The 22,283-nt window shown below is 34.9% G+C and carries 24 protein-coding genes; 18 read left to right on the forward strand and 6 right to left on the reverse strand.

The annotated features are described in order from the left end of the window. Positions 1 to 6: 6 nt before the first annotated feature. The gene (locus MHI00_RS00255) at positions 7 to 1,152 is read right to left on the reverse strand and encodes a cystathionine gamma-synthase (RefSeq protein WP_015075124.1); all 1,146 of its coding nucleotides are present in this window, start codon (positions 1,150 to 1,152) and stop codon (positions 7 to 9) included. 11 nt (positions 1,153 to 1,163) lie between these two features. Continuing rightward, the gene (locus MHI00_RS00260) at positions 1,164 to 2,075 is read right to left on the reverse strand and encodes a PLP-dependent cysteine synthase family protein (protein WP_010052442.1); all 912 of its coding nucleotides are present in this window, start codon (positions 2,073 to 2,075) and stop codon (positions 1,164 to 1,166) included. A gap of 270 nt (positions 2,076 to 2,345) precedes the next feature. Between MHI00_RS00260 and MHI00_RS00265 the strand changes: the two genes are divergently transcribed. Further along, the gene (locus tag MHI00_RS00265; RefSeq protein ID WP_341110007.1) at positions 2,346 to 2,771 is read left to right on the forward strand and encodes a DUF695 domain-containing protein; all 426 of its coding nucleotides are present in this window, start codon (positions 2,346 to 2,348) and stop codon (positions 2,769 to 2,771) included. 180 nt (positions 2,772 to 2,951) lie between these two features. On the opposite strand, the gene MHI00_RS00270 is transcribed toward MHI00_RS00265, so the two are convergent. Continuing rightward, positions 2,952 to 3,287 carry a DUF1622 domain-containing protein gene (locus tag MHI00_RS00270; RefSeq protein ID WP_010052444.1) on the reverse strand — a complete coding sequence of 112 codons (336 nt, stop codon included), beginning with the start codon at positions 3,285 to 3,287 and terminating at the stop codon, positions 2,952 to 2,954. A 170-nt stretch (positions 3,288 to 3,457) separates the two neighbouring features. Between MHI00_RS00270 and MHI00_RS00275 the strand changes: the two genes are divergently transcribed. Continuing rightward, positions 3,458 to 3,778, forward strand: a complete 321-nt coding sequence (locus MHI00_RS00275) for a MazG nucleotide pyrophosphohydrolase domain-containing protein (protein ID WP_010052445.1) — start codon at positions 3,458 to 3,460, stop codon at positions 3,776 to 3,778. Between the two features lie 208 nt (positions 3,779 to 3,986). On the opposite strand, the gene MHI00_RS00280 is transcribed toward MHI00_RS00275, so the two are convergent. Then, positions 3,987 to 4,931, reverse strand: coding sequence for an NADP-dependent oxidoreductase (locus tag MHI00_RS00280; RefSeq protein ID WP_332489759.1), 945 nt, complete (start codon positions 4,929 to 4,931; stop codon positions 3,987 to 3,989). 424 nt (positions 4,932 to 5,355) lie between these two features. Here MHI00_RS00280 and MHI00_RS00285 point away from each other — a divergent pair, with 424 nt between their 5' ends. Further along, on the forward strand, positions 5,356 to 5,868 hold the full coding sequence (locus tag MHI00_RS00285; protein ID WP_010052448.1) for a PTS sugar transporter subunit IIA: 513 nt from the start codon (positions 5,356 to 5,358) through the stop codon (positions 5,866 to 5,868). Between the two features lie 40 nt (positions 5,869 to 5,908). After that, positions 5,909 to 6,745: a PRD domain-containing protein gene (locus MHI00_RS00290; protein ID WP_010052451.1), complete on the forward strand. Its 837-nt coding sequence runs from the start codon at positions 5,909 to 5,911 to the stop codon at positions 6,743 to 6,745. Positions 6,746 to 6,813: 68 nt separating this feature from the next. On the opposite strand, the gene MHI00_RS00295 is transcribed toward MHI00_RS00290, so the two are convergent. Continuing rightward, a complete protein-coding gene (locus tag MHI00_RS00295; RefSeq protein ID WP_119907008.1) occupies positions 6,814 to 8,349 on the reverse strand; it encodes a lipopolysaccharide biosynthesis protein in 1,536 nt (511 codons plus the stop codon). 252 nt (positions 8,350 to 8,601) lie between these two features. On the opposite strand from MHI00_RS00295, the gene yycF reads away from it, so the two are divergent. The 6 genes from yycF to MHI00_RS00325 all read left to right on the forward strand — a co-directional run bounded on the left by yycF (position 8,602) and on the right by MHI00_RS00325 (position 16,229). Beyond that, a complete protein-coding gene (gene yycF, locus MHI00_RS00300) occupies positions 8,602 to 9,309 on the forward strand; it encodes a response regulator YycF (RefSeq protein WP_010052454.1) in 708 nt (235 codons plus the stop codon). Positions 9,310 to 9,315: 6 nt separating this feature from the next. After that, positions 9,316 to 11,145, forward strand: coding sequence for a cell wall metabolism sensor histidine kinase WalK (gene walK, locus MHI00_RS00305; protein WP_010052455.1), 1,830 nt, complete (start codon positions 9,316 to 9,318; stop codon positions 11,143 to 11,145). Next, positions 11,142 to 12,485, forward strand: coding sequence for a YycH family regulatory protein (locus tag MHI00_RS00310; protein WP_015075131.1), 1,344 nt, complete (start codon positions 11,142 to 11,144; stop codon positions 12,483 to 12,485). The genes walK and MHI00_RS00310 overlap by 4 nt, the downstream gene beginning before the upstream one ends. A gap of 1 nt (position 12,486) precedes the next feature. After that, on the forward strand, positions 12,487 to 13,389 hold the full coding sequence (locus MHI00_RS00315; RefSeq protein ID WP_015075132.1) for a two-component system regulatory protein YycI: 903 nt from the start codon (positions 12,487 to 12,489) through the stop codon (positions 13,387 to 13,389). Positions 13,390 to 13,533: 144 nt separating this feature from the next. Beyond that, positions 13,534 to 14,346: an MBL fold metallo-hydrolase gene (locus MHI00_RS00320; protein WP_010052462.1), complete on the forward strand. Its 813-nt coding sequence runs from the start codon at positions 13,534 to 13,536 to the stop codon at positions 14,344 to 14,346. Positions 14,347 to 14,906: 560 nt separating this feature from the next. After that, the gene (locus tag MHI00_RS00325; RefSeq protein WP_410369087.1) at positions 14,907 to 16,229 is read left to right on the forward strand and encodes a S1C family serine protease; all 1,323 of its coding nucleotides are present in this window, start codon (positions 14,907 to 14,909) and stop codon (positions 16,227 to 16,229) included. A gap of 128 nt (positions 16,230 to 16,357) precedes the next feature. Here MHI00_RS00325 and MHI00_RS00330 read toward each other — a convergent pair whose 3' ends face one another. Then, the gene (locus MHI00_RS00330) at positions 16,358 to 17,311 is read right to left on the reverse strand and encodes an alpha/beta fold hydrolase (protein WP_324255101.1); all 954 of its coding nucleotides are present in this window, start codon (positions 17,309 to 17,311) and stop codon (positions 16,358 to 16,360) included. A 217-nt stretch (positions 17,312 to 17,528) separates the two neighbouring features. Here MHI00_RS00330 and MHI00_RS00335 point away from each other — a divergent pair, with 217 nt between their 5' ends. The 8 genes from MHI00_RS00335 (at position 17,529) to MHI00_RS00370 (ending at position 22,271) form a co-directional block, all read left to right on the forward strand. Then, positions 17,529 to 17,714 (forward strand): CxxH/CxxC protein, encoded by a 186-nt coding sequence (locus tag MHI00_RS00335; protein WP_010052465.1) that lies wholly within the window; start codon positions 17,529 to 17,531, stop codon positions 17,712 to 17,714. A gap of 61 nt (positions 17,715 to 17,775) precedes the next feature. Further along, the gene (rlmH, locus tag MHI00_RS00340; RefSeq protein WP_015075134.1) at positions 17,776 to 18,255 is read left to right on the forward strand and encodes a 23S rRNA (pseudouridine(1915)-N(3))-methyltransferase RlmH; all 480 of its coding nucleotides are present in this window, start codon (positions 17,776 to 17,778) and stop codon (positions 18,253 to 18,255) included. Positions 18,256 to 18,745: 490 nt separating this feature from the next. Then, a complete protein-coding gene (locus tag MHI00_RS00345; RefSeq protein ID WP_341110031.1) occupies positions 18,746 to 19,246 on the forward strand; it encodes an AAA family ATPase in 501 nt (166 codons plus the stop codon). A gap of 41 nt (positions 19,247 to 19,287) precedes the next feature. Then, positions 19,288 to 19,905, forward strand: a complete 618-nt coding sequence (locus tag MHI00_RS00350) for an HAD-IA family hydrolase (RefSeq protein WP_341110033.1) — start codon at positions 19,288 to 19,290, stop codon at positions 19,903 to 19,905. Positions 19,906 to 20,050: 145 nt separating this feature from the next. Further along, positions 20,051 to 20,197, forward strand: a complete 147-nt coding sequence (locus MHI00_RS00355) for a hypothetical protein (RefSeq protein WP_158218106.1) — start codon at positions 20,051 to 20,053, stop codon at positions 20,195 to 20,197. A 119-nt stretch (positions 20,198 to 20,316) separates the two neighbouring features. Then, the gene (locus MHI00_RS00360; RefSeq protein ID WP_231620877.1) at positions 20,317 to 20,607 is read left to right on the forward strand and encodes a DUF3130 family protein; all 291 of its coding nucleotides are present in this window, start codon (positions 20,317 to 20,319) and stop codon (positions 20,605 to 20,607) included. Beyond that, complete coding sequence (locus MHI00_RS00365; RefSeq protein ID WP_015075140.1) at positions 20,600 to 20,950, forward strand: hypothetical protein; 351 nt, start codon at positions 20,600 to 20,602, stop codon at positions 20,948 to 20,950. The genes MHI00_RS00360 and MHI00_RS00365 overlap by 8 nt, the downstream gene beginning before the upstream one ends. After that, complete coding sequence (locus tag MHI00_RS00370; protein WP_341110035.1) at positions 20,943 to 22,271, forward strand: T7SS effector LXG polymorphic toxin; 1,329 nt, start codon at positions 20,943 to 20,945, stop codon at positions 22,269 to 22,271. Before MHI00_RS00365 ends, MHI00_RS00370 begins: the two co-directional genes overlap by 8 nt. The last annotated feature ends 12 nt before the right edge of the window (positions 22,272 to 22,283 follow it).

A 22,283-nucleotide genomic window follows, 5' to 3' on the forward strand; every position in this document is an offset into this window, starting at 1 on the left:
CTTGACCTACTTACTAGCAAGCAAAAGAGCTTGCTCTAAATCAGCAATTAGATCTTCACTATCTTCTAAACCAACAGATAAACGAATCAGTTCGTCTTTAATTCCAGCTTTTAGACGAAGATCGGCTGGGATAGAAGCATGGGTCATTAAAGCTGGAATCTCAGCTAAACTTTCAACAGCACCTAGGCTTTCGGCAAGAGTGAAAAGTTGGAGACTTTCAACAAAGGTCTCAGCTGAAAGTCCAGGATTTAATTCAAAGGAAACAATTCCGCTGTACCCAGTCATTTGTTTCTTGGCAATTTCATGCCCTTTATGAGTAGGCAAACCATGATAATAAACCCTTGCTACACTAGGATGTTTTTCTAAGAGTTGCGCAACTAATAAGGCATTTGCAGCTAATTCTTCCATCCGAATACCAAGTGTTTTAATACCACGTTGGAGCAACCAGCTATCTTGAGGTCCTAGGACACCGCCAATTGCATTTTGCAAGAAACCAATCTCATCTGCTATAGCCTCATTATTTGTTGTCGCTAATCCAGCCACAACATCGCTATGACCACCTAAATATTTTGTTCCACTGTGAACGACGATATCGGCACCTAGAACTAAAGGTTGTTGGAAGTACGGAGTAGCAAAAGTATTATCTACAATTGTTAATAGGTTATTTTCTTTAGCTAGACGGGCAATCAAGGCGATATCTGAAATCTTTAATAGCGGATTACTAGGTGATTCCAAATAAACGGCTTTTGTAGTAGGTTTAATAGCAGCAATAATTTCTTCTGGATTGCTGGTATCAACAATTGTGAATGTTAGGCCTTGTTTTTTCATAACGGAATTTAATAAGCGGTATGTTCCACCATAAACATCATCACCTAAAATCACATGGTCTCCTTGTCCAAATAAAGAAAACACTGTATGAATGGCAGCTAATCCAGAGCCAAAAGCAAAGCCGCGTGTTCCTTCCTCTAAGTCAGCAATTAGTTCCTCCAAAGCAAAACGGGTTGGATTGCCTGAGCGAGAATACTCATAGCCTTTATGCTTACCTACCTTTTCTTGTGCGTAGGTTGAGACTTGGTAAATTGGAACACTTAACGCTCCTGTATGACTGTCACGGCTAATTCCACCGTGGATTAACTTGGTTTTCATTTTCATGAGAAACCCTCCTATCGATATATTTTTTGACTCATATAACGCTCGCTGCTATCTGGAAAAATGGTCACAATGTGACTTCCGGCAGGCAATAAAGCCGCCTCTTTCAGACAGGCTGCGAACGCAGCTCCACTGGAGCTACCGATAAAAAGCCCTGTACGTTTGGCAAGTTCTTTTACATAATAAAAAGCATCATCATCAGAGATGGTATAAATTTCATCAAATAGAGTTGTATCAAGAAATTTTGGTATAAATTCCATTCCAATCCCCTCCGTATCATGTCCATGAGCAGGTCCACCATTTAAAATAGAGCCCTCAGGTTCCACAATACACGTTCGGATTGTGGGTTGTTGTTCTTTCAAATAACGAGCTGTTCCAGCAAATGTTCCACCACTACCTGCCCCAGCCACAAATGAAGTGAAGGGTTCTGGGTGATCTTGCAGCAACTCTGGCCCCAATGTTTCATAATAAGTTAAGGGGTTATTTGGATTTTCAAATTGCATTGGCACAAAACTGTTGGGTATTGTCTGAGCTAATTCCCGAGCTTTTTCAATCGCGCCAGTAATCCCAGCTTCAGTGGGTGTGTGAACTAGTGTCGCACCTAAAGCCTGCATTAAAACTTGTTTTTCTAAACTAAATTTTTCAGGAACAACAAAAATGACTTTTAGGCCATATTGTTGAGCCGCTAGAGCTAAACCAATCCCAGTATTGCCAGCAGTTGGTTCAATGATAGTTGAATCTCCATTGATAGCTCCTTCTGCAAAGGCCGTTTCTAGTAATTTTACTCCGAGTCGATCTTTAACGCTACCACCTGGATTGCACAATTCAAGCTTGGCAAAAATTTTTGTTCCCTGAGGCAAAGTAAAGCCTTGGATTTCAAGCAATGGTGTTTGTCCAATTAGTTCGTGGATAGTGTGAAAAAGCATTCGGTCTCGCTCCTTTAAATTAAAATAGTCACTATTCTGTGAAAATAGTTAAAATGATTATAGTTTACTTTCTTTAAATAAGCAATGGTTAATTTGTTATTTTTAGATAATGGTATAGGTAACTTGTTTGATTTTAGGTAAATACAGCTCCGATTGATAGATGTCTTGTTTATGTTATTTATAAATAAACAATATTGTTTTAAAGCATCGTATTTTTTAAATTTATGCTATGATAGATAGACAAAATAGTGAATAAAAGGAGAATGTAAAATGGTACTAGATAATTGGAAAGTTTATATGGCAAAAATTGATGGTTTTTCAACATTGGTGCGCATAAATATGACTGCAAAAGAGCAAGGATGGGCAAATGAATTTCCTTTGTGTGTTGTATTAACGTTGCAAGTTTTAGCTAAAGAGGAGAATGGGTTTCCAACAGAAGCTGAGTTAGCACGTTTAGAAACAATTGAACAAGCAATTTTACCAGTAATCGATAAGCATGGTAGATTAGCCGTAAGTTTACTTAGCCAAGAAGGTACACAAGACTTAATTATGTTTACAGATAAACCAACTGAATTATCTTCTGCAGTGGATAAAAAATTAATTTCTTTAGATATTCCAGAAGCAGAGTTTCAGTTAGGGTCACCAGACGGCGATGATCAATGGGCTTGGTATGATTTTGTTTATCCTAAAGACTAAATTTTAGGAGGAATTGATAGATATTTTGATAACAGGGCTTCCGCCATTTAGATTATATCTAGTGTTAACTATTTAGAGAGTGTACTAATTATAAGTTTTTTGCTTAATTAGTTCTAGACAATACAAAAAGCGAAAAGAATACTAGTTTCTTTTCGCTTTTTACATACATTAGGTTCGATTTTATTCTTTAATGGCTTCAATTTCCTTTGTTAAGAAGTAGGAAATGGCTGTTCGAATCACTACAATAGAAGCAAGCACTATCAAATCTTGGAAAGATGGGTTTAAAATAGATTCAATAATATCAGCGGCTATCAAGATTTCAAGTCCAAATAGAATATAAGACCCAAGGTGGTTTTTGATAATATTGTTATTTCGAATGATATCTTGGCGTGATTTATGGCTAAATTCAGACTTAATCAGATCTTTTGAAGCTAGTAAAACACCCCAAACAATAATTAAAATAGAGGCAGCATCAAGCGCGAAAATTAGAATTTCTAATAGATGTTTATATGACATTTTTTCACATCCTGTCTAAGTAAAATAGTAGTTATCTTCATTCTACTATGTAACTACTTGAAAGTACAAAGTTTACGTAAAGTTGAGACTGAATTTCCAAATTTGGGCTAGACAGATGAGTGTACTCGTTTATACTAAAAGTATCAGATTGGCAAGGGAGATGATGAAAAATGGAGATTACTGAATTTCAAGACTGGGTTCGTGACTATTATTTAGCTAGAGGGTGGAGTGATTTAAATATATTTATTCGGATAGGTTTTTTATCTGAAGAGACTGGTGAAGTAGCCAGAGCCATTCGTGCGATTGAAATTGGTCGAGATCGTCCAGATGAAGCTGACCAAAATGATGTTGAACTGAAAGAAAATTTGAAAGAAGAGTTAGGCGATGTGTTAGGAAATTTATTAGTTATAGCGAATAAATATGAGATATCTTTAGAAGATATTTTAATTTCACATAAAGAAAAATTAAGTAAACGTTTTGCTGATGAATAAAGAGACTATCTGTATTCAGTAAATTAATGATTGAGCTAAAAACCACATCTCATGCTATAGAAGCAAGATGTGGTTTCTGTTTTTATTTTTAGTGATGGCAAGGTATGAATTTTTCAGAATAATAAACCAAACAAACGAAATATTTTTATGATAAAAATGGAATTGCTTCACATGAAACATTTTTCAAAGTGCTGAAAAACCAATGAAATCAGTTGTTTTCAACAGATAAAATAATTTTTCCGGCTTGTTTTTTTGTTTCAATCGCTTGATGAGCTTTAGAGGCTCCAACTGCAGTTAAAGGAAATTCAAGAGCTGTTTCCATAATAATTTCTTTGCGTTGGTAAAGGTCACTCAAATACGTTAATGCTTTTCCAGTGGTCATGTCTTTCGTTCTTTGGATGCTGACAATAGTAACATTTTTATCTGGTTGAGCCTCGGGAACTGCAGTTAAGGAAAGGTAGTAGCCGCCATCTTTTACTAAATCTAAACCAGAAGGGGCACCTTTACCACCAAAAGAAGCATCTAAGACAATATCTGCCCTATTTGCTAATGTGCTAGTACTGTGTTCTTCATTATAAGCCACGAACTCATCTGCACCTAAACTCAGTACATACTCTTTATTTCGGCTATTGCCGATGCCGATGACATACAAGCCATTATCTTTAGCAATTTGGACAGCGACGCCTCCTACAGCACCAGAGGCACCTTGAATGATAATAGTTGCCCCTTTTTTTACTGGAGCAAATCCCATAATTGCCCAATAAGCTGTTACGCTAACAGAAGCAAATCCTGCCGCAATCGACAGGCTCATTTTTTCTGGTTTTTTCATGATTCTCTTATGGGAAATAGCAATATACTGACTGTATCCTCCAATCGACGGATTAGCAATAACGATATCTCCAATTGAAAAATCAGTGACGTCATTACCAACAGCGATAATTTCTCCCACGACATCTGTACCGGGGATGATAGGAAACGCTAAAGGTCTAAATTTAGCCATTTCTCCACTTCTGAGAAGGGCATCATAGGGATTCACGCCAGCTTTTAGAGTTTTAATTAGAACTTGATTTTCTTTGTACGTAGGTAATTCTTTCGTCGTGATTTCTTCAAAAACTTCTGGACCACCGAAATGTGTAAAACCAATTGCTTTCATATAAATTTCCTCCTTGTCTAAGATTGTATTGGAAACGTACCTATTTTATGACCTCATCATAGCAAAAGTAAGAGAAAAAAACGAATAAAAGCAATTCGAGCTATTTTAAATAGAAAAAGGACAAATTAGAAGGAACTTTTAGTGAACCATGCTATACTACTTTTAGTTAAAATAACGTGTTAATTGGTTTAAAGTTTATGACGTTTTATTAAGAAATCTAAAAATAGATTGATTTTTCCTCTCCCAAAGCATAAAATAAAGCCATAAATCAGAATTAAGCAGGATAACTGCTTAATGAGTTTCATGTGACTAAGTAAATTAGGCATGATAAGAGCGTTCCCTATGGTGAGTGGAAAATCATTCAAAATAGTGAATCCTTTTGTCATGTTTTTTTAGGGTCAAAAATTTGAGGGGAGTTTTTAGAATGGGTTTATTTTTTAATAAGAAGAAAAAAGAAGAAGCAGTGGCAAGTCTTTATGAGGAATTAGTAGCAGTTGCGGATGGTAAAGTTTTACCAATTTCAGAAGTACCAGATCCTGTGTTTGCAGAAAAAATGATGGGCGAAGGTTTTGCCATCGATCCGACTTCAGATGTGATTGTTTCACCAATTAGTGGGACATTAGTTCAAGTAGCAGATACGTTACACGCATACGGGATTCAATCGGATTCAGGTGTTGAGGTTTTAGTCCATGTAGGGTTGGATACAGTTAATTTACAAGGCAAAGGCTTTGAAGCTAAAGTTAAAATTGGTGATGCAGTGAAAAAAGGCGATCCATTAGTGAAAATTGATCGTGAGTATTTAATCGCTAATGCACCAAGCATTGTTATCCCAGTGATCGTTACAAATGGAAATATGGAAGCATACAACTATGATTTTAAGGGTAGTAGAAATGCTGTAGCTGGTGAAACAGTGGCAATGGTTGTTTCAAAAGCTTAATCAATTTGTCCCCCTTGAATGGTAAGGAGCAGATGAAAAATTGAAAATAAAAAAAGTATTTAATCAGAATGCTGTTCTCGTTGTCGATGGAACTACTGAAAAAGTAGCCATCGGCAAAGGGATTGGTTTTAATAAGAAGAAAAATGATTTGGTATTTGATTATGATATTGAGCAACTATTTATTATGGAAAATGAGCAAGAAAATTTTCAACAGTTATTGTCACAAATTGATGAGTCGTATTTCTTTGCTTCAGAGCGCATTATTGAGCATGCAGAACACGCGTTGAAGGAAAAATTAAATGAACATATTCATATCGCTTTAGCGGATCATATTGCCTTTGCGATGGACCGTTTAAAAAATGGTATTGTTGTACGTAATAAACTCAGAAAAGAAATTGAAGTTTTATATGCTGAAGAATTTTTAATTGCTGAATGGGCCATTGAATATCTATCGACTCAGTTTGGTAGTGTTTTTACATTGGATGAAGCAGCTTATATTGCAATCCATATCCATAGCGCTCGAACAGGAGAGTATGGAAATTCAAAAAGTATTCGTGAGATTACAATGGTCTCTGAAATGGCACGAGTAGTTGGTGAAGAACTAGTTTTGGATTTTAACCAAGCTGACTTGAGTTTGTCTTATTCACGTTTAGTCACTCATTTGCGCTTTGTTCTGGAACGTTTTTATACTAAAAAATACCACACAATGGATCTAGAAGTTTTGGCCATTATAAAAAAGAATTACCATGCTAGTTATCAAATTGCTCTAAAAGTAGCAGAAATGATGAAACAAGATTTTAATGTAGTCCTACCAGATGATGAGTTAGGCTATATCACGATTCATATCGAGCGTTTAAGCGGATTAAAAAATATATGACTAAAAGCCGTGCAACTTGTGCGGTTTTTTTATTTAGATTATAACCTGGGAAATACTTTTTCCATCGATTAGGATTTCTTTTTAAACAGAGTTGAGAAAATGAGTTCTTTTGAATCTTTATATTTTTGTGACCGATGATAAACTGAAATTGCCAAGAGATTAGGGATAATTAGACACATGAGAGCTAAACATAAAAAGGCACTAAATGGGGCTAAAGACCAAGAATAAATGAACTGTTTCGTTAGGGAAATTAAGAGTCCACTGACTAGTATAACGGATCCATATCCAAAAAACTCTTGGTAAAAGACTCGAGCACTTTTTTTGAAAATTCCGCGATATACAATTATCGGCAAAACAATTAGATCCTTGATTAGATAACAAATTGTTGTTGCTAAAAAAATCCCAATTAAACCCAAATACTGATTAAGTAGTAAAGAGAAGGCAATCTTTAACAATGCATAGAAGATGTGAAGATACTTATCAGGTTTGAATAGTCCAGCAGCTCCTCGAATTGAGCCGTTAATTGTCGTTAAACTAGCAATTGTGAAATTTAAAACCAAAATGAAAACAATTGAGTTATCAAAGAGGAATTTATCGCCTAACCAGAGTTGCATAAAGGGGTTAAACAGAGCCAACAATGTAACTGCTGAAAAATTAACAATCATAAAGTTGATAAAGTTTGCCATTCGATACGTTTCAAAAAGCCGTTTCAGTTTTCCTTCAGCAAGCAACAGACCAAAACTGGCACTAATTCCAGTCGAAAACTGCGTAACTAAATTGAGTAAAGTTGAACTAATGAGCGTGTAGTTTGAGAAGATGCTGACCGTTCCTAAGTTATAAAAAGCATTAATCAAAATACTATCCAAACCAGTCATGATAAAGGTTCCGATTCGATGGAAAGCTAAAGATTTGGTATTATCAATAATAGTTTCTTTTAAGGCCGGTTCTAAGCGACTATTTTTGAGCGTTTTTAAATAGGCATACTTTTTTTGGATAAAGAGTGATAATACATAATTCTCAATTAAGCGTAAGAAGATATCAACGACTAAAAATAAAATGAAGTTTTGTGTTTTCATAATAATGAGAATTTGCAAGAGAGCTCTGATGATGGAGTAAATAATATCTGCGAGTGTGGCATAATAACCATCTTGATTGGCGGTCAGTAATAGCCGTTTGTATGTAAATAAATAAGTAGTCATAGTACTCAAAATAAAAAGACTAAAAACGGCGATAATGTAAGAGTTGCTAAAGCCAGAGTCAGAACCAATTAATGTCGGCATAAAACTAGCTAAAATAATGCCTAAAAAACCAATAATAGCGATAATCCAATAATAGATTTTTTTGTAGACGCTTAACAGCCGATTAATCAAGTCATGATTTTTTTCGGCTAGTGGTTTGTAGAGGCTAAACAATAAACTATTTCCGAGTCCTAGTTCAACTAAACTAAGCATAGCTACAATATTGGTGAAATAGTTATTTAACCCGTTTGCATCGTTGCCTAAATAATCAATAAAGACTTTTCTCGTCACAAATCCGAGTAATACAATGATAATTTGTGCCAGAATGCCTACTGTAATATTTATAGCTGATTTTTGTGATTTCATTTATTCTACGCTCCTAAAAAGTTTATTGTTTAGCGTACCAAAAAGACTTAAAGAAAGCATTAAATTATTAGAAGCTTATGCGATTCTTTAGAAGTGTTTAGTGCATTGGGCTTGTAACGAGCCACCAATATAAAGAGCTATGTTAAAAGTTTTGCACTTATGCCACTCGTTAGGTATAATGGAGGTTAGCATGGAGTTAGTATATCCATCAAAAGGAAGAAATGTTTTATTGAATCCAAGGAGGGTTACAATATGAAAAAAATATTAGTCGTAGACGATGAAAAACCAATCTCAGACATTGTGAAATTTAACTTAACTAAAGAAGGTTACGAAGTAAGTACAGCATATGATGGCGAAGAAGCCTTAAAAATGGTTCCAGAAGTAGAACCGGATTTAATTATATTAGATTTAATGTTACCGAAAATTGATGGCTTAGAAGTTTGCCGCGAGGTTCGTAAAAATTATGACATGCCGATTATTATGGTGACTGCTAAAGATTCTGAAATCGATAAGGTTTTAGGCTTAGAATTAGGAGCTGATGATTATGTCACGAAACCTTTTTCAAATCGTGAATTAGTAGCCCGTGTAAAAGCTAATTTAAGACGTCATGGAAATGCTGCAACACCAGTTGTTGAAGAAGATGACAATAATGAAATTGAAGTTGGAGCTTTGACAGTCCATCCAGATGCTTATATTGTCTCAAAACGAGGCGAAAAGATTGAATTAACGCATCGTGAATTTGAATTGCTACATTATTTGGCGAGACACTTAGGTCAAGTTATGACCCGTGAGCATTTGCTACAAACAGTTTGGGGTTATGATTATTTTGGAGATGTTAGAACAGTTGATGTAACCGTTCGTCGTTTAAGAGAAAAAATAGAAGACAACCCAAGTCATCCTGGTTGGTTAGTGACTAGACGTGGTGTTGGGTATTATTTGAGAAATCCTGAACAGGAGTAAGCTTTTATGAATAAGCGAATCAAAATTTTTCAATCCATTCATTTCAAGATTGTGATTGTATTTGTGTTCTTGTTAATAGTTGTTTTAGAAATTATCGGGGCTTATTTTGTTGGGCAGTTAGAGACAAAAATGGTCAATGTTTTTAAAGATGATATTTCAGAGCGTGTTAATTTTCTAGGAACAAATCTGCAGCCTATCTTAAAAAATCCTGATTCTAAAACGTATCATGAGGATATCAATCGTTTAGTTAGTGATTTCTCTCGTAGAAATATCTCGAAAACCGAGATTATTGATGTTGATCATTATATAGTTGGGACAAATTCAAATCCAAACACAATTGGACGTATTTCTAAAGACAATGACGTGAAGCAAGCCTTAGTCATTGGTAAACAAAGCGAAAGACCATACCCTGACGAAAACAACGATCGGGTATGGAAAGTCGTTATGCCCATTATTTCGGATGATAACAAAATTTTAGGGGTAATCAGTGTTGAAAGTAATATTGAATCGGTCTATAAACAAATCAGCAGTATTACTGAAATCTTTTTTAAAGCATCTATGATTGCTGCAGGAGTTACAGTAGTTTTAGCCCTATTTATTTCCCGGGCAATAACGAAGCCAATCTCGGAAATGAAAAAGCAAGCAACACAGATGGCTGAAGGGGATTATTCTGGACAAGTAAAGATTTATGGACAAGATGAACTTGGACAGCTTTCTTTAGCGATTAATGATTTATCAACAAAAGTCGAAGAGGCTCAAGAATCAACGGAAGCTGAACGGCGCCGTTTGGATAGTGTCTTGGAGCATATGACGGATGGAGTTATTGCGACAGATCGGCGAGGTAAAGTTGTGATTATTAACGAGACGGCTTTAGAGTTGTTGAATTTAACGCAAGATAAGGCGGTCGGCTATTCGATTCTAGAAATCCTTAAAATACAAGAACATTTCACGTTACGCCATCTTTTAGAGACACAAGAAGAATTGATTTTAGATTTTTCTACAGAAGATAATGAAGTGACTTTGCGTGGTGAGTTTTCTTTAATTCAAAGAGAAACTGGCTTTATTAGTGGTTTAGTTTGCGTATTACACGATATCACTGAACAAGAAAAAGTCGAGCGAGAACGTCGTGACTTTGTTTCGAATGTATCTCATGAGTTAAGAACGCCTTTAACGAGTATGAGAAGCTACTTAGAGGCGCTGAATGACGGGGCTTGGAAAGATCCAGATATTGCCCCACGCTTTTTAGCTGTCACTCAAGAAGAAACAGACCGTATGATTCGTATGATTACAGATTTATTAAATCTGTCTCGAATGGATGCTGGAAAAGATACGTTTGAATTAGAATATGTCAATATCAACGAATTATTCAGCCATGTGTTGAATCGATTTGATATGATGCTACAATCTGCTGATAAACCAGTGAAGCCATTTGTTATTAAGCGTGATTTTACTAAGCGTGATCTGTGGGTTGAAGTGGATGCAGATAAAATGATTCAAGTGCTAGATAATATTATGAATAATGCAATTAAGTATTCGCCTTCTGGTGGTACAATTACTTGTCGTTTAATGGAAACCCACAATAATATCGTTATCAGTATCGCTGATGAAGGACTTGGTGTACCTAAAAAAGACATTCCGCATGTTTTTGATCGATTCTTTCGAGTTGATAAAGCTCGTGCACGCTCAATGGGAGGTACTGGTTTAGGCTTGGCTATTTCTAAGGAAGTTGTGCAAAAGCATGGCGGCAAGATCTGGCTAGAAAGTATCGAGAACAAAGGCTCAACCTTCTTTATTTCATTGCCTTATGTTCCTTATGAGGAGGACGAGTGGATATGAAAATAAGATATTTTGTTCGAATTGCCTTGGTTTTTCTAGTCGCACTAAGTCTAGTTTTAACGTGGGCGATATGGACAATGCCAAATAAAATAGAGAATAGTAGTGACTCTAACAGTAAGAAAACAGGTATTAATTCTACACTGCAAGAAAATGAAATTTTTTCGGCGAACCGTGTTGTTTTCCATACGGATAATAATCCAAAATTGGCTTCAAATCCTGATTTAATGGCTCGTTTAGATAAGGAATTTTATGAGTGGAAGTTTTCTAACATTAAAGATGCCAAAACATATAATGATGAAGATTATACAAGTAAGCTAGGCGAGGGAAACTCGTTAGAATTTATTTATCCAACAGCAAGACCTTTTAGTACATTAACCAAATCTTTTTCAAAATTAGCTAGTAATTATCGGAATCAAACCTTTCAAAGAATCGTGATTCCTTTAAATGAATCAGGTGAAATTCACTTTTTTGACGACAACTCAAGAACCGTTTATAGTGCTGAAATTGAAGGTTTCAATAAATCAACGCTATCAGATGTATTAACAAGCAATGAAAAATATTTTGTTGACGTTTCTATACAAAAACTAGCAACGCGATTTGTTTATCTACCAAAAGAGGAAGTCGAGTTGTCGAGTCCTTCCTATATTGCTGAACTTAAACCTAGCTTAGAGATTAGAAATCGTTTATTTGAAGATTTATCTGAAATTACGAACTCTACTACTGCTGATAAACGTTTTGAACAGTATTATGATAATGTTAGTAAAGTAACCGTTGATAAAGAAACCAATATTTTGACGTATAACCGGAGTAGCACCAGCGTTAAATTGGATTTACAAGATGTATTAAAATATAGCATCAGTGAATTAAAAGATTTTGAAGTTTGGCCTGGGAAAATTCGTTTCTTCCAATATAATAATACGAAACAACAAGTTGTTTATCGTCGATATATTGAAGGTTTTCCTGTATTTGGTCGCGGTGGAATGGAAAATGATTTTGGTGGCACTTATCTAACGATTGCTAAAGATGGTGTATTATCAAGAATGCAAATGTCATTGGTCATTGCTCAAACACCAGTATTTGATGAAATGGCAGAAAAACGACTATTAAATGGATCTGAATTGATTGCACATTTAGATTCAATTGGGTATCCAATTAATACGATTGACGACATTGAACTTGGTTACTGTTGGACAAAAAATCTAGAATCCGATGGTTTAGAGTCGGAAGAATCTGGCGCTAATACAATTGTAGATTTTGAACCAAGTTGGTATATTTTTACAAATGGTATTTGGTACAATATTGACGAACTATCAGATAACCAAGATGGGGAGGCAAAGTGAAATGGATTTTAAAAGAATTGAGCTAATCTTCCTACTAACTTTCCTCTCGCTAAATATTTTTCTCTTATATTCTTATTTTGGTAAAGCTACAACATTAACTTATGAATCTGCTGAGACGTCGACAGTTGTTCCTTTTGATGAAATGAAAAAAGACGGAATTAAATTTGATGCGAAGCAGTTTTCAGATGAGAAATTGCTAGTGCCATATGTAAAGGCAAAAAATGATAATTTATTGAAACAAAAAGTGGATCAATTGCCAAAAGATACAACAATCTCAATGGAAGACAAGCATACAATTTATCGACCGCTAACGGAACCATTAGAATTATTTCCTGTTGGGGAAAAGTTTAACAGCAAAGATATAAAAAAATATGCTGAGAAAATTGATGCTTTTATTGCTAAGGAACATATATTTTTTGGTGAAAGTTATAATTTCTTTAAATATTCAGCTACCCAAAATGCGATTATCTATACGCAAAAAGCAGAAGGTTTTCGAATATTAGATGGTACCGGACGAATTACCTTTCATATGGATGGTGGGAAAATTATTTCCTACATTCAAACATATGCTGGGAAAATAGAAGTGACTGGAAAAAGTCGCCCATTAATTTCAGAAAAAAATGCCATTGAATCTCTGTATCAAAACAATGAGATTCCAGCAGATAGTGTGATTAATGGACGCCCTAAACTAGGTTATTATCGGACTTTATGGTTACCTAAAGATAATTTAAGTATTTATGGACCGGTTTGGTATGTTTCACTTAAAATTGGAAATGAAGAAAAAATTAAACTAGTGAGTGGAGTAGATGGGACAATTATTAAACATACATCCTCTACAACAAATGATTCTGATTCTAGCTCAGATGGGGCCGCAACGGAAGAAGAGTTAGCACCACTAGAATAATCGGAATATGATTGGGGTTGGGAGCAGAGATGCTCTCAACCCTTTTATTTGTAGTTAGAAAGCTTAAATTCAAAGTAGTTGGGCTTTTATTCCACTAGGATTTGTTGTAAAATAAGTAGGATGATAGAGGAGGCACTACTATTTATGATTACTGAAGAAACAGATGCGTTAAAAGTTAGTATTCTTGCTAGCGGTAGTTCTGGGAACGTGACGTATATTGAATCAGGCAAAAAGAAACTGTTAGTAGACAGTGGTTTAAGTGGGAAAAAAGTAACGGAATTATTAAAACAAATTAACCGTGATATTGCGGATATAGATGGTATCTTAGTCACTCACGAGCATCGCGATCACATCCATGGTGTGGGAGTATTAGCTCGTAAATATAAAATGGATGTCTATGCCAATGAAAAAACATGGCAAGCGATGTCGCCAATTATAGGCGAAGTCAAAACGGAGCAAAAGCATATTTTTGAAATGGGCACAACTTTATCTATTGGAGATATCGATATTGAAAGCTTTGGCGTTTCTCATGATGCTGTTGCTCCACAATTTTATTGCTTCCACAAAAATAATAAGCGCTTCGCAATGATTACAGATACAGGTTATGTAAATGATCGAATGCGCGGTGTTGTTGAAAATGCAAATGCGTACCTATTTGAAAGCAATCATGATTTAGAAATGTTACGCATGGGCGCATATCCTTGGTCGTTAAAACAAAGAATTCTTGGAGATAAAGGTCATTTATCTAATGAAGATGGCGCAATTGCTATGGCTGAAGTTCTAGGAGATGCGACGAAACGGATTTACCTTGGACATTTAAGCCGCGAAAATAATTTAAAAGAATTAGCTCATATGACAGCAGTCAGTGTTTTACGTGAAAAAGGAACAGGCGTCGAAGAACAATTTAAAATCTACGATACTGACCCAGATAAAGCTGCACCACTATTTATTGTCTAGTTTGGTGATATAAAATAGAGACCTAGGAATTTTTCCAGTCTCTATTTTTTTACTTCTGAGTATAACAAAGTAGCTATTTGCTAAAAATAAATACGGGATACTGCATAATCATTCATTCATAGAATTCATAAAAATTTCAAAATAGTGATTTAATAAGGCTATTGCTAACATAAATAATTCAAATTATGTTAAACTAATAAAGAAAAGATAAGAATTTAGTCCTATTATTTTCATATAAAATTCAAATTTAAATTGTAAACTAAGAGTATAGAAAAATACTTAAACTAAATAACGAGGTGAATTGGAAAATGAGATACGATGAAAATGGAAATTTAATTTCAAGTGAAGAAAATCATGCTGTCGACCAAGAACTTTCTTCTGAAGATGTAATGGGAACTGGTATGACCAATGAAACTTTTGATGAATATACAAATGAAAACCAAGAACGCTTTCCAGAAGAAGAAATTTTGGCAGATAGAAAAGCTTTAGATGATGCAATCGCTGCGGATAAGAGGGAAGAAAAATCTCAACCAGCGGTAGCACCAACATCAAGTGAGCCGATTGTTGAAAAAACAGTTGAGCCACGTAGAAAAACACAAAAGCAGCCAGTTGAAGCAAGCGCTGGAAATGGTGGAAGCGGCGGCGTAAGACCACCCAAAAATGAAAAGAAAGACCCACAACCACCAACACCTAAAAAAGGCGGTTTTAAAAGTGGTCTAGTTGGTGGTTTAGTCGGTGGATTAGTTATGGTTGTTTTAGGCGGTGGTGCTTTGTATGGGTACACGCAATCCCAAGACACAAACGTTGGGTCAACGAACAACAATACAGCCAAAAATGTGCAAACATCAAATATTTCAGCAAATGTAACGACGGATACAACTGAAGCTGTAGCTAAAGTTGAAGATGCTGTAGTGTCTGTTGTGAATATGGCGAACTCTCAAGGCAACTTCTTGCAGGGTGGCGGAAATTCAAGCCAAAGTAGTGACAGTTCTGACCTACAAACCCAAAGTGAAGGTAGTGGGGTTATCTACAAAAAAGATGGCAAGACAGCTTACATCGTAACAAATAATCATGTTATTGATGGATCTGATGCTATTGAAGTTATTCTAAAAGATGGCACAAAAGTAGAAGCCAAACTAATTGGAGCAGATCAATGGACAGATTTAGCAGTACTTTCTATTCCTGCTGATAAAGTGAAAACAGTTGCTACATTTGGAAACTCTGATGATATTAAAGTTGGAGAGCCAGCAATTGCGATTGGTTCACCACTAGGAACAAACTTTGCAACTTCTGTGACACAAGGAATTGTCTCAGCAAAAGATAGATCTGTAGCAATGGATATTGATGGCGATGGCGTTGAAGACTGGGATATGACAGCAATCCAAACAGATGCTGCAATTAACCCAGGAAATTCAGGTGGAGCCTTAATCAATTTAGCCGGCCAAGTTATCGGAATCAACTCCATGAAAATTTCACAAGATACGGTTGAAGGAATGGGCTTTGCGATTCCAAGTAACGATGTTGTGAAAATTATCAATGAATTACAACAAAATGGTAAAATTGTTCGTCCAGTTTTAGGTGTAGTCTTAAGAGACCTATCACAAATTTCTGAACAACAACAACAAAGTGTGCTTAAATTACCAGAAGATGTTACTGAAGGTGTTGTGATTACAAACGTACAAAAAGATTCCGCAGCAGCTAAAGGCGGTCTAGAACAATATGATACAATCACTGAGATTGATGGCCAAAAAATTACGGATAGTGTCTCACTTCGTAAAGTTATCTACAACTTAAAAGTTGGGGATACAGTCGAAGTTAAATTCTATCGTGATGGAAAATTAGAAACAGCCAAAGTAACAATGGAAGCAGCAAATAGCATATAAACACAAAAGACTGTTGGGATTTTAATCCCAGCAGTCTTTTTTATCATGGTTCTTGTTGCTTAAGCAACTTAGAAACATGATACACATCCATCAAAGATGGACTGTGATCCTTAAAGGTTGGTTTACTATTATAAATGTTTACTTAGCCAGTCTAAAATATCAGAATAAACCAATAAATGATTCGTTTCCATCAAAATTTCATGGCGCATAGTCGGATAACTGCAGAACGTGATATCCACAAAATCCAACTCCTCAAGCTCGCGGAAAACTTTACGAATCCCCACTCCCATTTGTCCTACTGGATCGTCCTCACCCGAAATAATTAATAGAGGTAATTCCCGGGGAATCGGATTAGCCCAGCCAGGTTTTGTAGCATCTTGCAACAACGTAAAGAGCGTTAAAAAACCATTATTTGTAAAAATAAAACCAGTTTGCGGATGATCCATATAACGTTGAACATTTTCTTGATTTTCACTGAGCCAAGCAAATTCGGCGGCATCCTCAGGAAAGTAATTGTTAAAACTACCGAAAGCCAATTGATCAACCCACTTATTTTGCTTACGAGGTTGTAACTTATTTAAAACCTCTAGAATTGGTAAAATCAGTGCTGTTTCTAACTTAGGTCCACTAGTCCCCATGATAATTGCGCCATCTACTGAAGCTCCATATTTCTGCAAATAATTACGAACAATAAAAGAGCCCATACTGTGACCCATTAAAAAATAAGGCAATGTTGGATAATCCTGCTTCACTAATTGATGCAAAGTATAGATGTCTTCAATCACATAATCTTTACTGTTTTTCTTAGAAAAATAACCAAAATCAGAGCTAGCAGCGACAGAGCGGCCATGACCTAAATGATCATTACCAACAACTAAAAAGCCATGACTAGTTAAAAATTCAGCAAAATCAGTATAGCGATCAATAAATTCTGCCATTCCGTGACTGATTTGTAGGACTGCAATTGGCTCAATTTCAGGTTTCCAACAACTAGCAAAAATTTGATTGACCCCATTACTTGATGGGAACTGTAATTCTACTTTAATAATAAGAAAAACCTCCTTAATAATGATAAAATCTATGAGTAAAGTGTACCATAGTTAGTGTAGAAAAGATAAAAATAGTTAGGATTTAACTTTTCCACAGAGGCTGACTAGTACACAAAAACAATCTGTTTTTTACTAAGATGTGGATAATAATGAAAAAAAAAGATGAAGATTGGGGATAAGTACTGTAAAATGATAAATAGGTGGATTATTAGTGGGATAACTTATCCACAAAATGAGAAAGGTGTTGTGGATGAAACCAATATACGCGTGTTTAGAACATATAGAAGAAGCGCTTGATGACGCTGTTTACGGCGGTTTTGAGTTGCCTGTTATGGAACAGTTCAAAGCTGTGGATAACAAAATAATAAAATGCGATTACTGCGAATGTCAACCCATATATATGGTGGTGAACAAGTGTGCGCCTACCAAATCATGATTTTAAATTGTGGACATGTGGATAACTTTTGTGGATAACTTGTGATTAACGGAGGAAAACTGTGAATATCAAAATTATAACTGTGGGAAAACTAAAAGAGAAGTATTTAAAAATGGGTATTGATGAGTACACAAAACGACTTGGAGCTTATTGCAAAATCGAACTTATTGAAGTGCCCGATGAGAAAGCGCCTGAAAAATTAAGTGAAGCAGAGATGCTGCAAGTGAAAGAAAAAGAAGGCGAGCGAATTTTAGCCAAAATTCCTGAAAATGCCTATGTTTTTGCCTTAGCAATTGAGGGAAAGCAACGAACATCTGAAGAATTTTCAAAAGAAATTGAACAATTGGGGATTCAAGGAAAAAGTAATTTGGTATTTGTTATCGGCGGATCATTAGGTTTGAGTCAAGCAGTGATGAAACGCAGCAACACACCAATTTCTTTTGGCAAGATGACATTGCCCCATCAACTGATGCGTCTGGTATTAGTGGAGCAAGTTTATCGCGGTTTTCGGATTATGAAAGGCGAACCATATCATAAGTAATGAGGTTTTTTAGTGGGGAATGCTTTTATATAGGGGTTAAGGAAGGAAATGGAAAGTACGTGATGTGCTTTCTATTTTTTGTTTTTGGAAAGGATTTTAGTTTTAGGCTGGTATAATAAGGTTTGTGAGCTTTCAAAGTAGTAAAGGCATAAATTCAATTTTATCTCATACAAAAAAGTCGAAGAAATAATCATTCTTCGACCTTTTGTAAAATATATAGTAAGAAATTTATTTTCTACCTGCTCTACGTTTGTTACTACGTTCATTGCTTTTCTTTGTAATTTTAGCGGCTTTGAATTTTACTGCCGATCTAAGAAGACTCATGGTGGTATCCCCCTTTAGTATCTTTCTTACGTATATTATAACATGCGTTTACTAGATAGACTAAATTTAAGCATCAATAAAAATAGGACTATTCAATTTTTCACTTTCCAAAAAAACTGATATTTAAAATTTAGTGCTATAATTATTAGTAAATGAGGTGAACGAATTGACAGCTAAATTAATTATTTTAAGAGGGAATTCTGGTAGTGGAAAAACTACTATTGCCAAGGAATTACAAAATTCTTTTCAAAGAGGAAAAGCTATGGTAGTATCCCAAGATGAAATTCGATTAGGAATTTTAAATACTAAAGACCGAAAAGACAATCCAGCGATAGAGTTAATCAGACTAATTGCTGAGTATGGGAAAAATCATTGTGAGTATGTAATTGTTGAAGGAATATTGGGAAATAATAAATATAGAGATATGTTAATAGAATTAATGGATAGCTTCGATAAGAATGTCTACGTGTATTATTTTGATCTGTCTTTTGATGAGACATTGGTGCGCCATAGTAAAAGAGAAAAATCTAAAGATTTTGGTCCAGATAGAATGAAAGAATGGTGGTTAGAAAAGGATTATTTAAGTGTTCCTGGTGAAAGGAAACTAGGAGAAAATCTAACTCAAAAAGAAGTAACTGAAGTCATTTTGAAAGATTTATCCTCCTAGTTTTTAAAGTTTAGTATTACTATGTATTTGGAGGTATTTAAATGGATAAAGCGGTTATATGGGATTTAGATGGAACATTATTGGATTCATATCCAATGATTGTTGAGAGTATTTATGAGCTGGCCAATAAATATGGCTTAGACTATGATAAAAAAACAATTTTAGACTATGTTAAAAAAAGATCAGTACATGACTTTTTAATTTTACTATCTAATCAAAGTAAGCTCACGTTTGAAGAAATAAAGCTAGACTATTCAGAAATTAGCTATACAAAGAAAAATGACATTACAATCATGAAAAATGGAAAGGATATTTTACAGATACTTACTCAAAGAAATATCCGTAATTTTGTTTATACTCATAAAGGTGAATCGACCTGTGAAGTATTAAAGAGTCATGGACTATTCAATTTTTTTGATGAAATAATAACAAGTAAAAATGGGTTTAAGAGAAAGCCAAATCCAGAAGCTTTATTTTATTTAACGGATACCTATTTACTTGATCCAAAAAATACCTATTATATTGGTGATCGACAATTAGATATTGAGTGTGGGAAAAATGCAGGAATTCAATCTATTTTATTGACAGAAAATAGTGGAATAAAGTCAGATGCAGATTACAAAGTAACTGATTTACTAGAGATTCAAAATATTATTTGAAATAAAAAAAGCCACCTGATGGAGAGTCAGGTGGCAAAAAGGAGTTGTCATGGTTGTAGATTTTATAAATCGTACAGACATGATACAAATCAGTTCAAAGAACTGACTTTGATCAATTAGTCCATTACACTTTGGAGGAGTTGTAATGAAAAATGAAAATAAAAAGTTAGTTTGGTTGTTGTTTAGCTTAGGTAAGAATGTTTGTCATCCTTACTACTCTTTTAGTATACTCACAAAATGTGAAGAAAGTATGTTAAAAAGAGTAAAGAAGTTTGATGAATCTAAGAAGTAAATAGGGAGAAAATATTTTTTAGAACTGTTTTTTTAATAATTCTTTATATTAGAATCTGATGAATTGTTTTACATCCTATAACTGTTGTGGTTTAATTAAACTAGACAGATACAAAAGGAGTGAAACCATTGGGAGAAATTACAACCCACTCAGAAACTGCAGAAAGTTTTTCTACTCGATTTAAAAACCATTCGGAAACAATGAAAAATAAAGGAACCAATCTAACAAAAGCAACTTCATTTAGCTATTCATCAGGTCGTTCATGTAATGATTTAGGGTCAACGCTCTCTAAATTTGTAAGTGCAGTAGGTAAAGTGAGTAGTTCGATTCAGAATGATGCGGAGAATATTTTGAAAATTAACCAAACATTTATTGAAAAAGATAAAGAAAATGAGAAGCGTTTTGACTGATAAGCAACAGTTACAGAAAAAACTAGATCATTCTTCAAATGAGCTCAGTCAATTGCTCCGCAAAACCAATGACTTAGATCAATTACATGAGGATATTCAACGGATAAAAACAAAAGAACTAGAATTGCTAGAAGAGGAACATCAAATTTTCAGAGGCACTGAATATACAAGTATCATTGACCAAGCAATTGCAGAAATTGAAGTTGAAACACACTATGCACAAAAGAAGATTAAAAATTTGATTGAAGACACGGAAGAAGAGTACTACCGAGAAAAGAAAGCCTATAATCAATTAGAAGATGACCTTCATTTTGTGAAGAATGGAGGGATACTAAATGACTAAAATGGATATTGGGGAGTACAAACATTTACTTAGCCAAATGAAAGAGTTAAAATTAACATTAGGTTTGAGTTTTACTGGAACCAATGGAACAATTGAAGAATTTTCAGGAGATACAAAGTTAAAAGGTGTTGCCTGGTCTTCCACTAAATCTTATTTTTCAGCAGGTTATACGCCGATGCTAGATGGATTAAGTGATGTATTCTATACAGCTATTACGACACTGGAAAACTTTATCCGTGCCTTTGAAAGTGAAGTTACTGCTTCAGGGGTAAAGTTAGATTTAGACCATCTAGAAGATTTACAACGTAGACGTGATGAGTTACAAAGGGAGAAAACCAATTGGTTGCATCAAATAGCCGAACAAGCTTCAAAAATACCTGGGTTAGGTCATTTGTTTGATGACTATAGCGTTTTACAAGCCGAGAAAAAAGTTCAATTAATGGAAGATTTCAGAGACTTTGTTCATCGACATGATAGTGATTTTTCAGAGCTAAACGGGTTGATAGAACAAGTCTTGTTAGGTTTAGAAGAACTAGGTAAGCAGCGCTCATTTAATGGGGATAAACAAGGATACAGTCCGATTAATTTTATGAATCTAAACTGGTCAAAAAACTTAGATAGCTACCATGAAAAACATGGTGAAGAAGTGAAAAAGGTCCAGAAAAAAGATATGGAAAACTTTAAGAATATGGCAGAGGTAGCGGCTGGTGCAGCTGCGATGGAGTCATTTGGAGCAAATGTTGCTCTTGCAAATATGGGACCGTCATTATATTCAGCTGGGAAAAATTACTACTCCGGACCTGGAGTAAAGGGTGGAAACAGTGGTAAAGTAAATAATGAACCAACAGCACCTAAAAAAACAACTCCAATGAATAATTTTAAGTTTAGTGCAAATGCCCAAAATCATTTGAAAGATGTAGAAATTGTTAGCACCAAAAAAGGAGTTGTTGGTGGTCATAATATGACTGAATTTAACAATGCTTTAAAAAATCAAGGTGTAGATATAAATGACTTAATTATTTCTAAAAAACAACATCCTACAATTGATGGAATTTACGAAGTAGAATATAGAATACCAAGAAAAGATATTGCAGGCAATATTGCAGAACCAGTGTCTTACAAAAATATTAAACAGCCAAAAACAATTTATGATTCATCTATAATTAGTGATGAGAAAATGTATCTGTGGGGACAGGAAGCAATGAAGAATGGAACAATAGATGGTAGACTTGTAGAGGGAACTGCTTCAAATGGATTGAAATTTAGAGGCTATTTAAATGATGTAGGTGAAATAACAAACTTTTTTCCTATTATTAAATAATTGAAAATTAAG

The sequence above is a fragment of the Carnobacterium sp. FSL E2-0243 genome (genome assembly GCF_038003605.1).
In the GTDB taxonomy this organism is placed as follows: domain Bacteria; phylum Bacillota; class Bacilli; order Lactobacillales; family Carnobacteriaceae; genus Carnobacterium; species Carnobacterium maltaromaticum.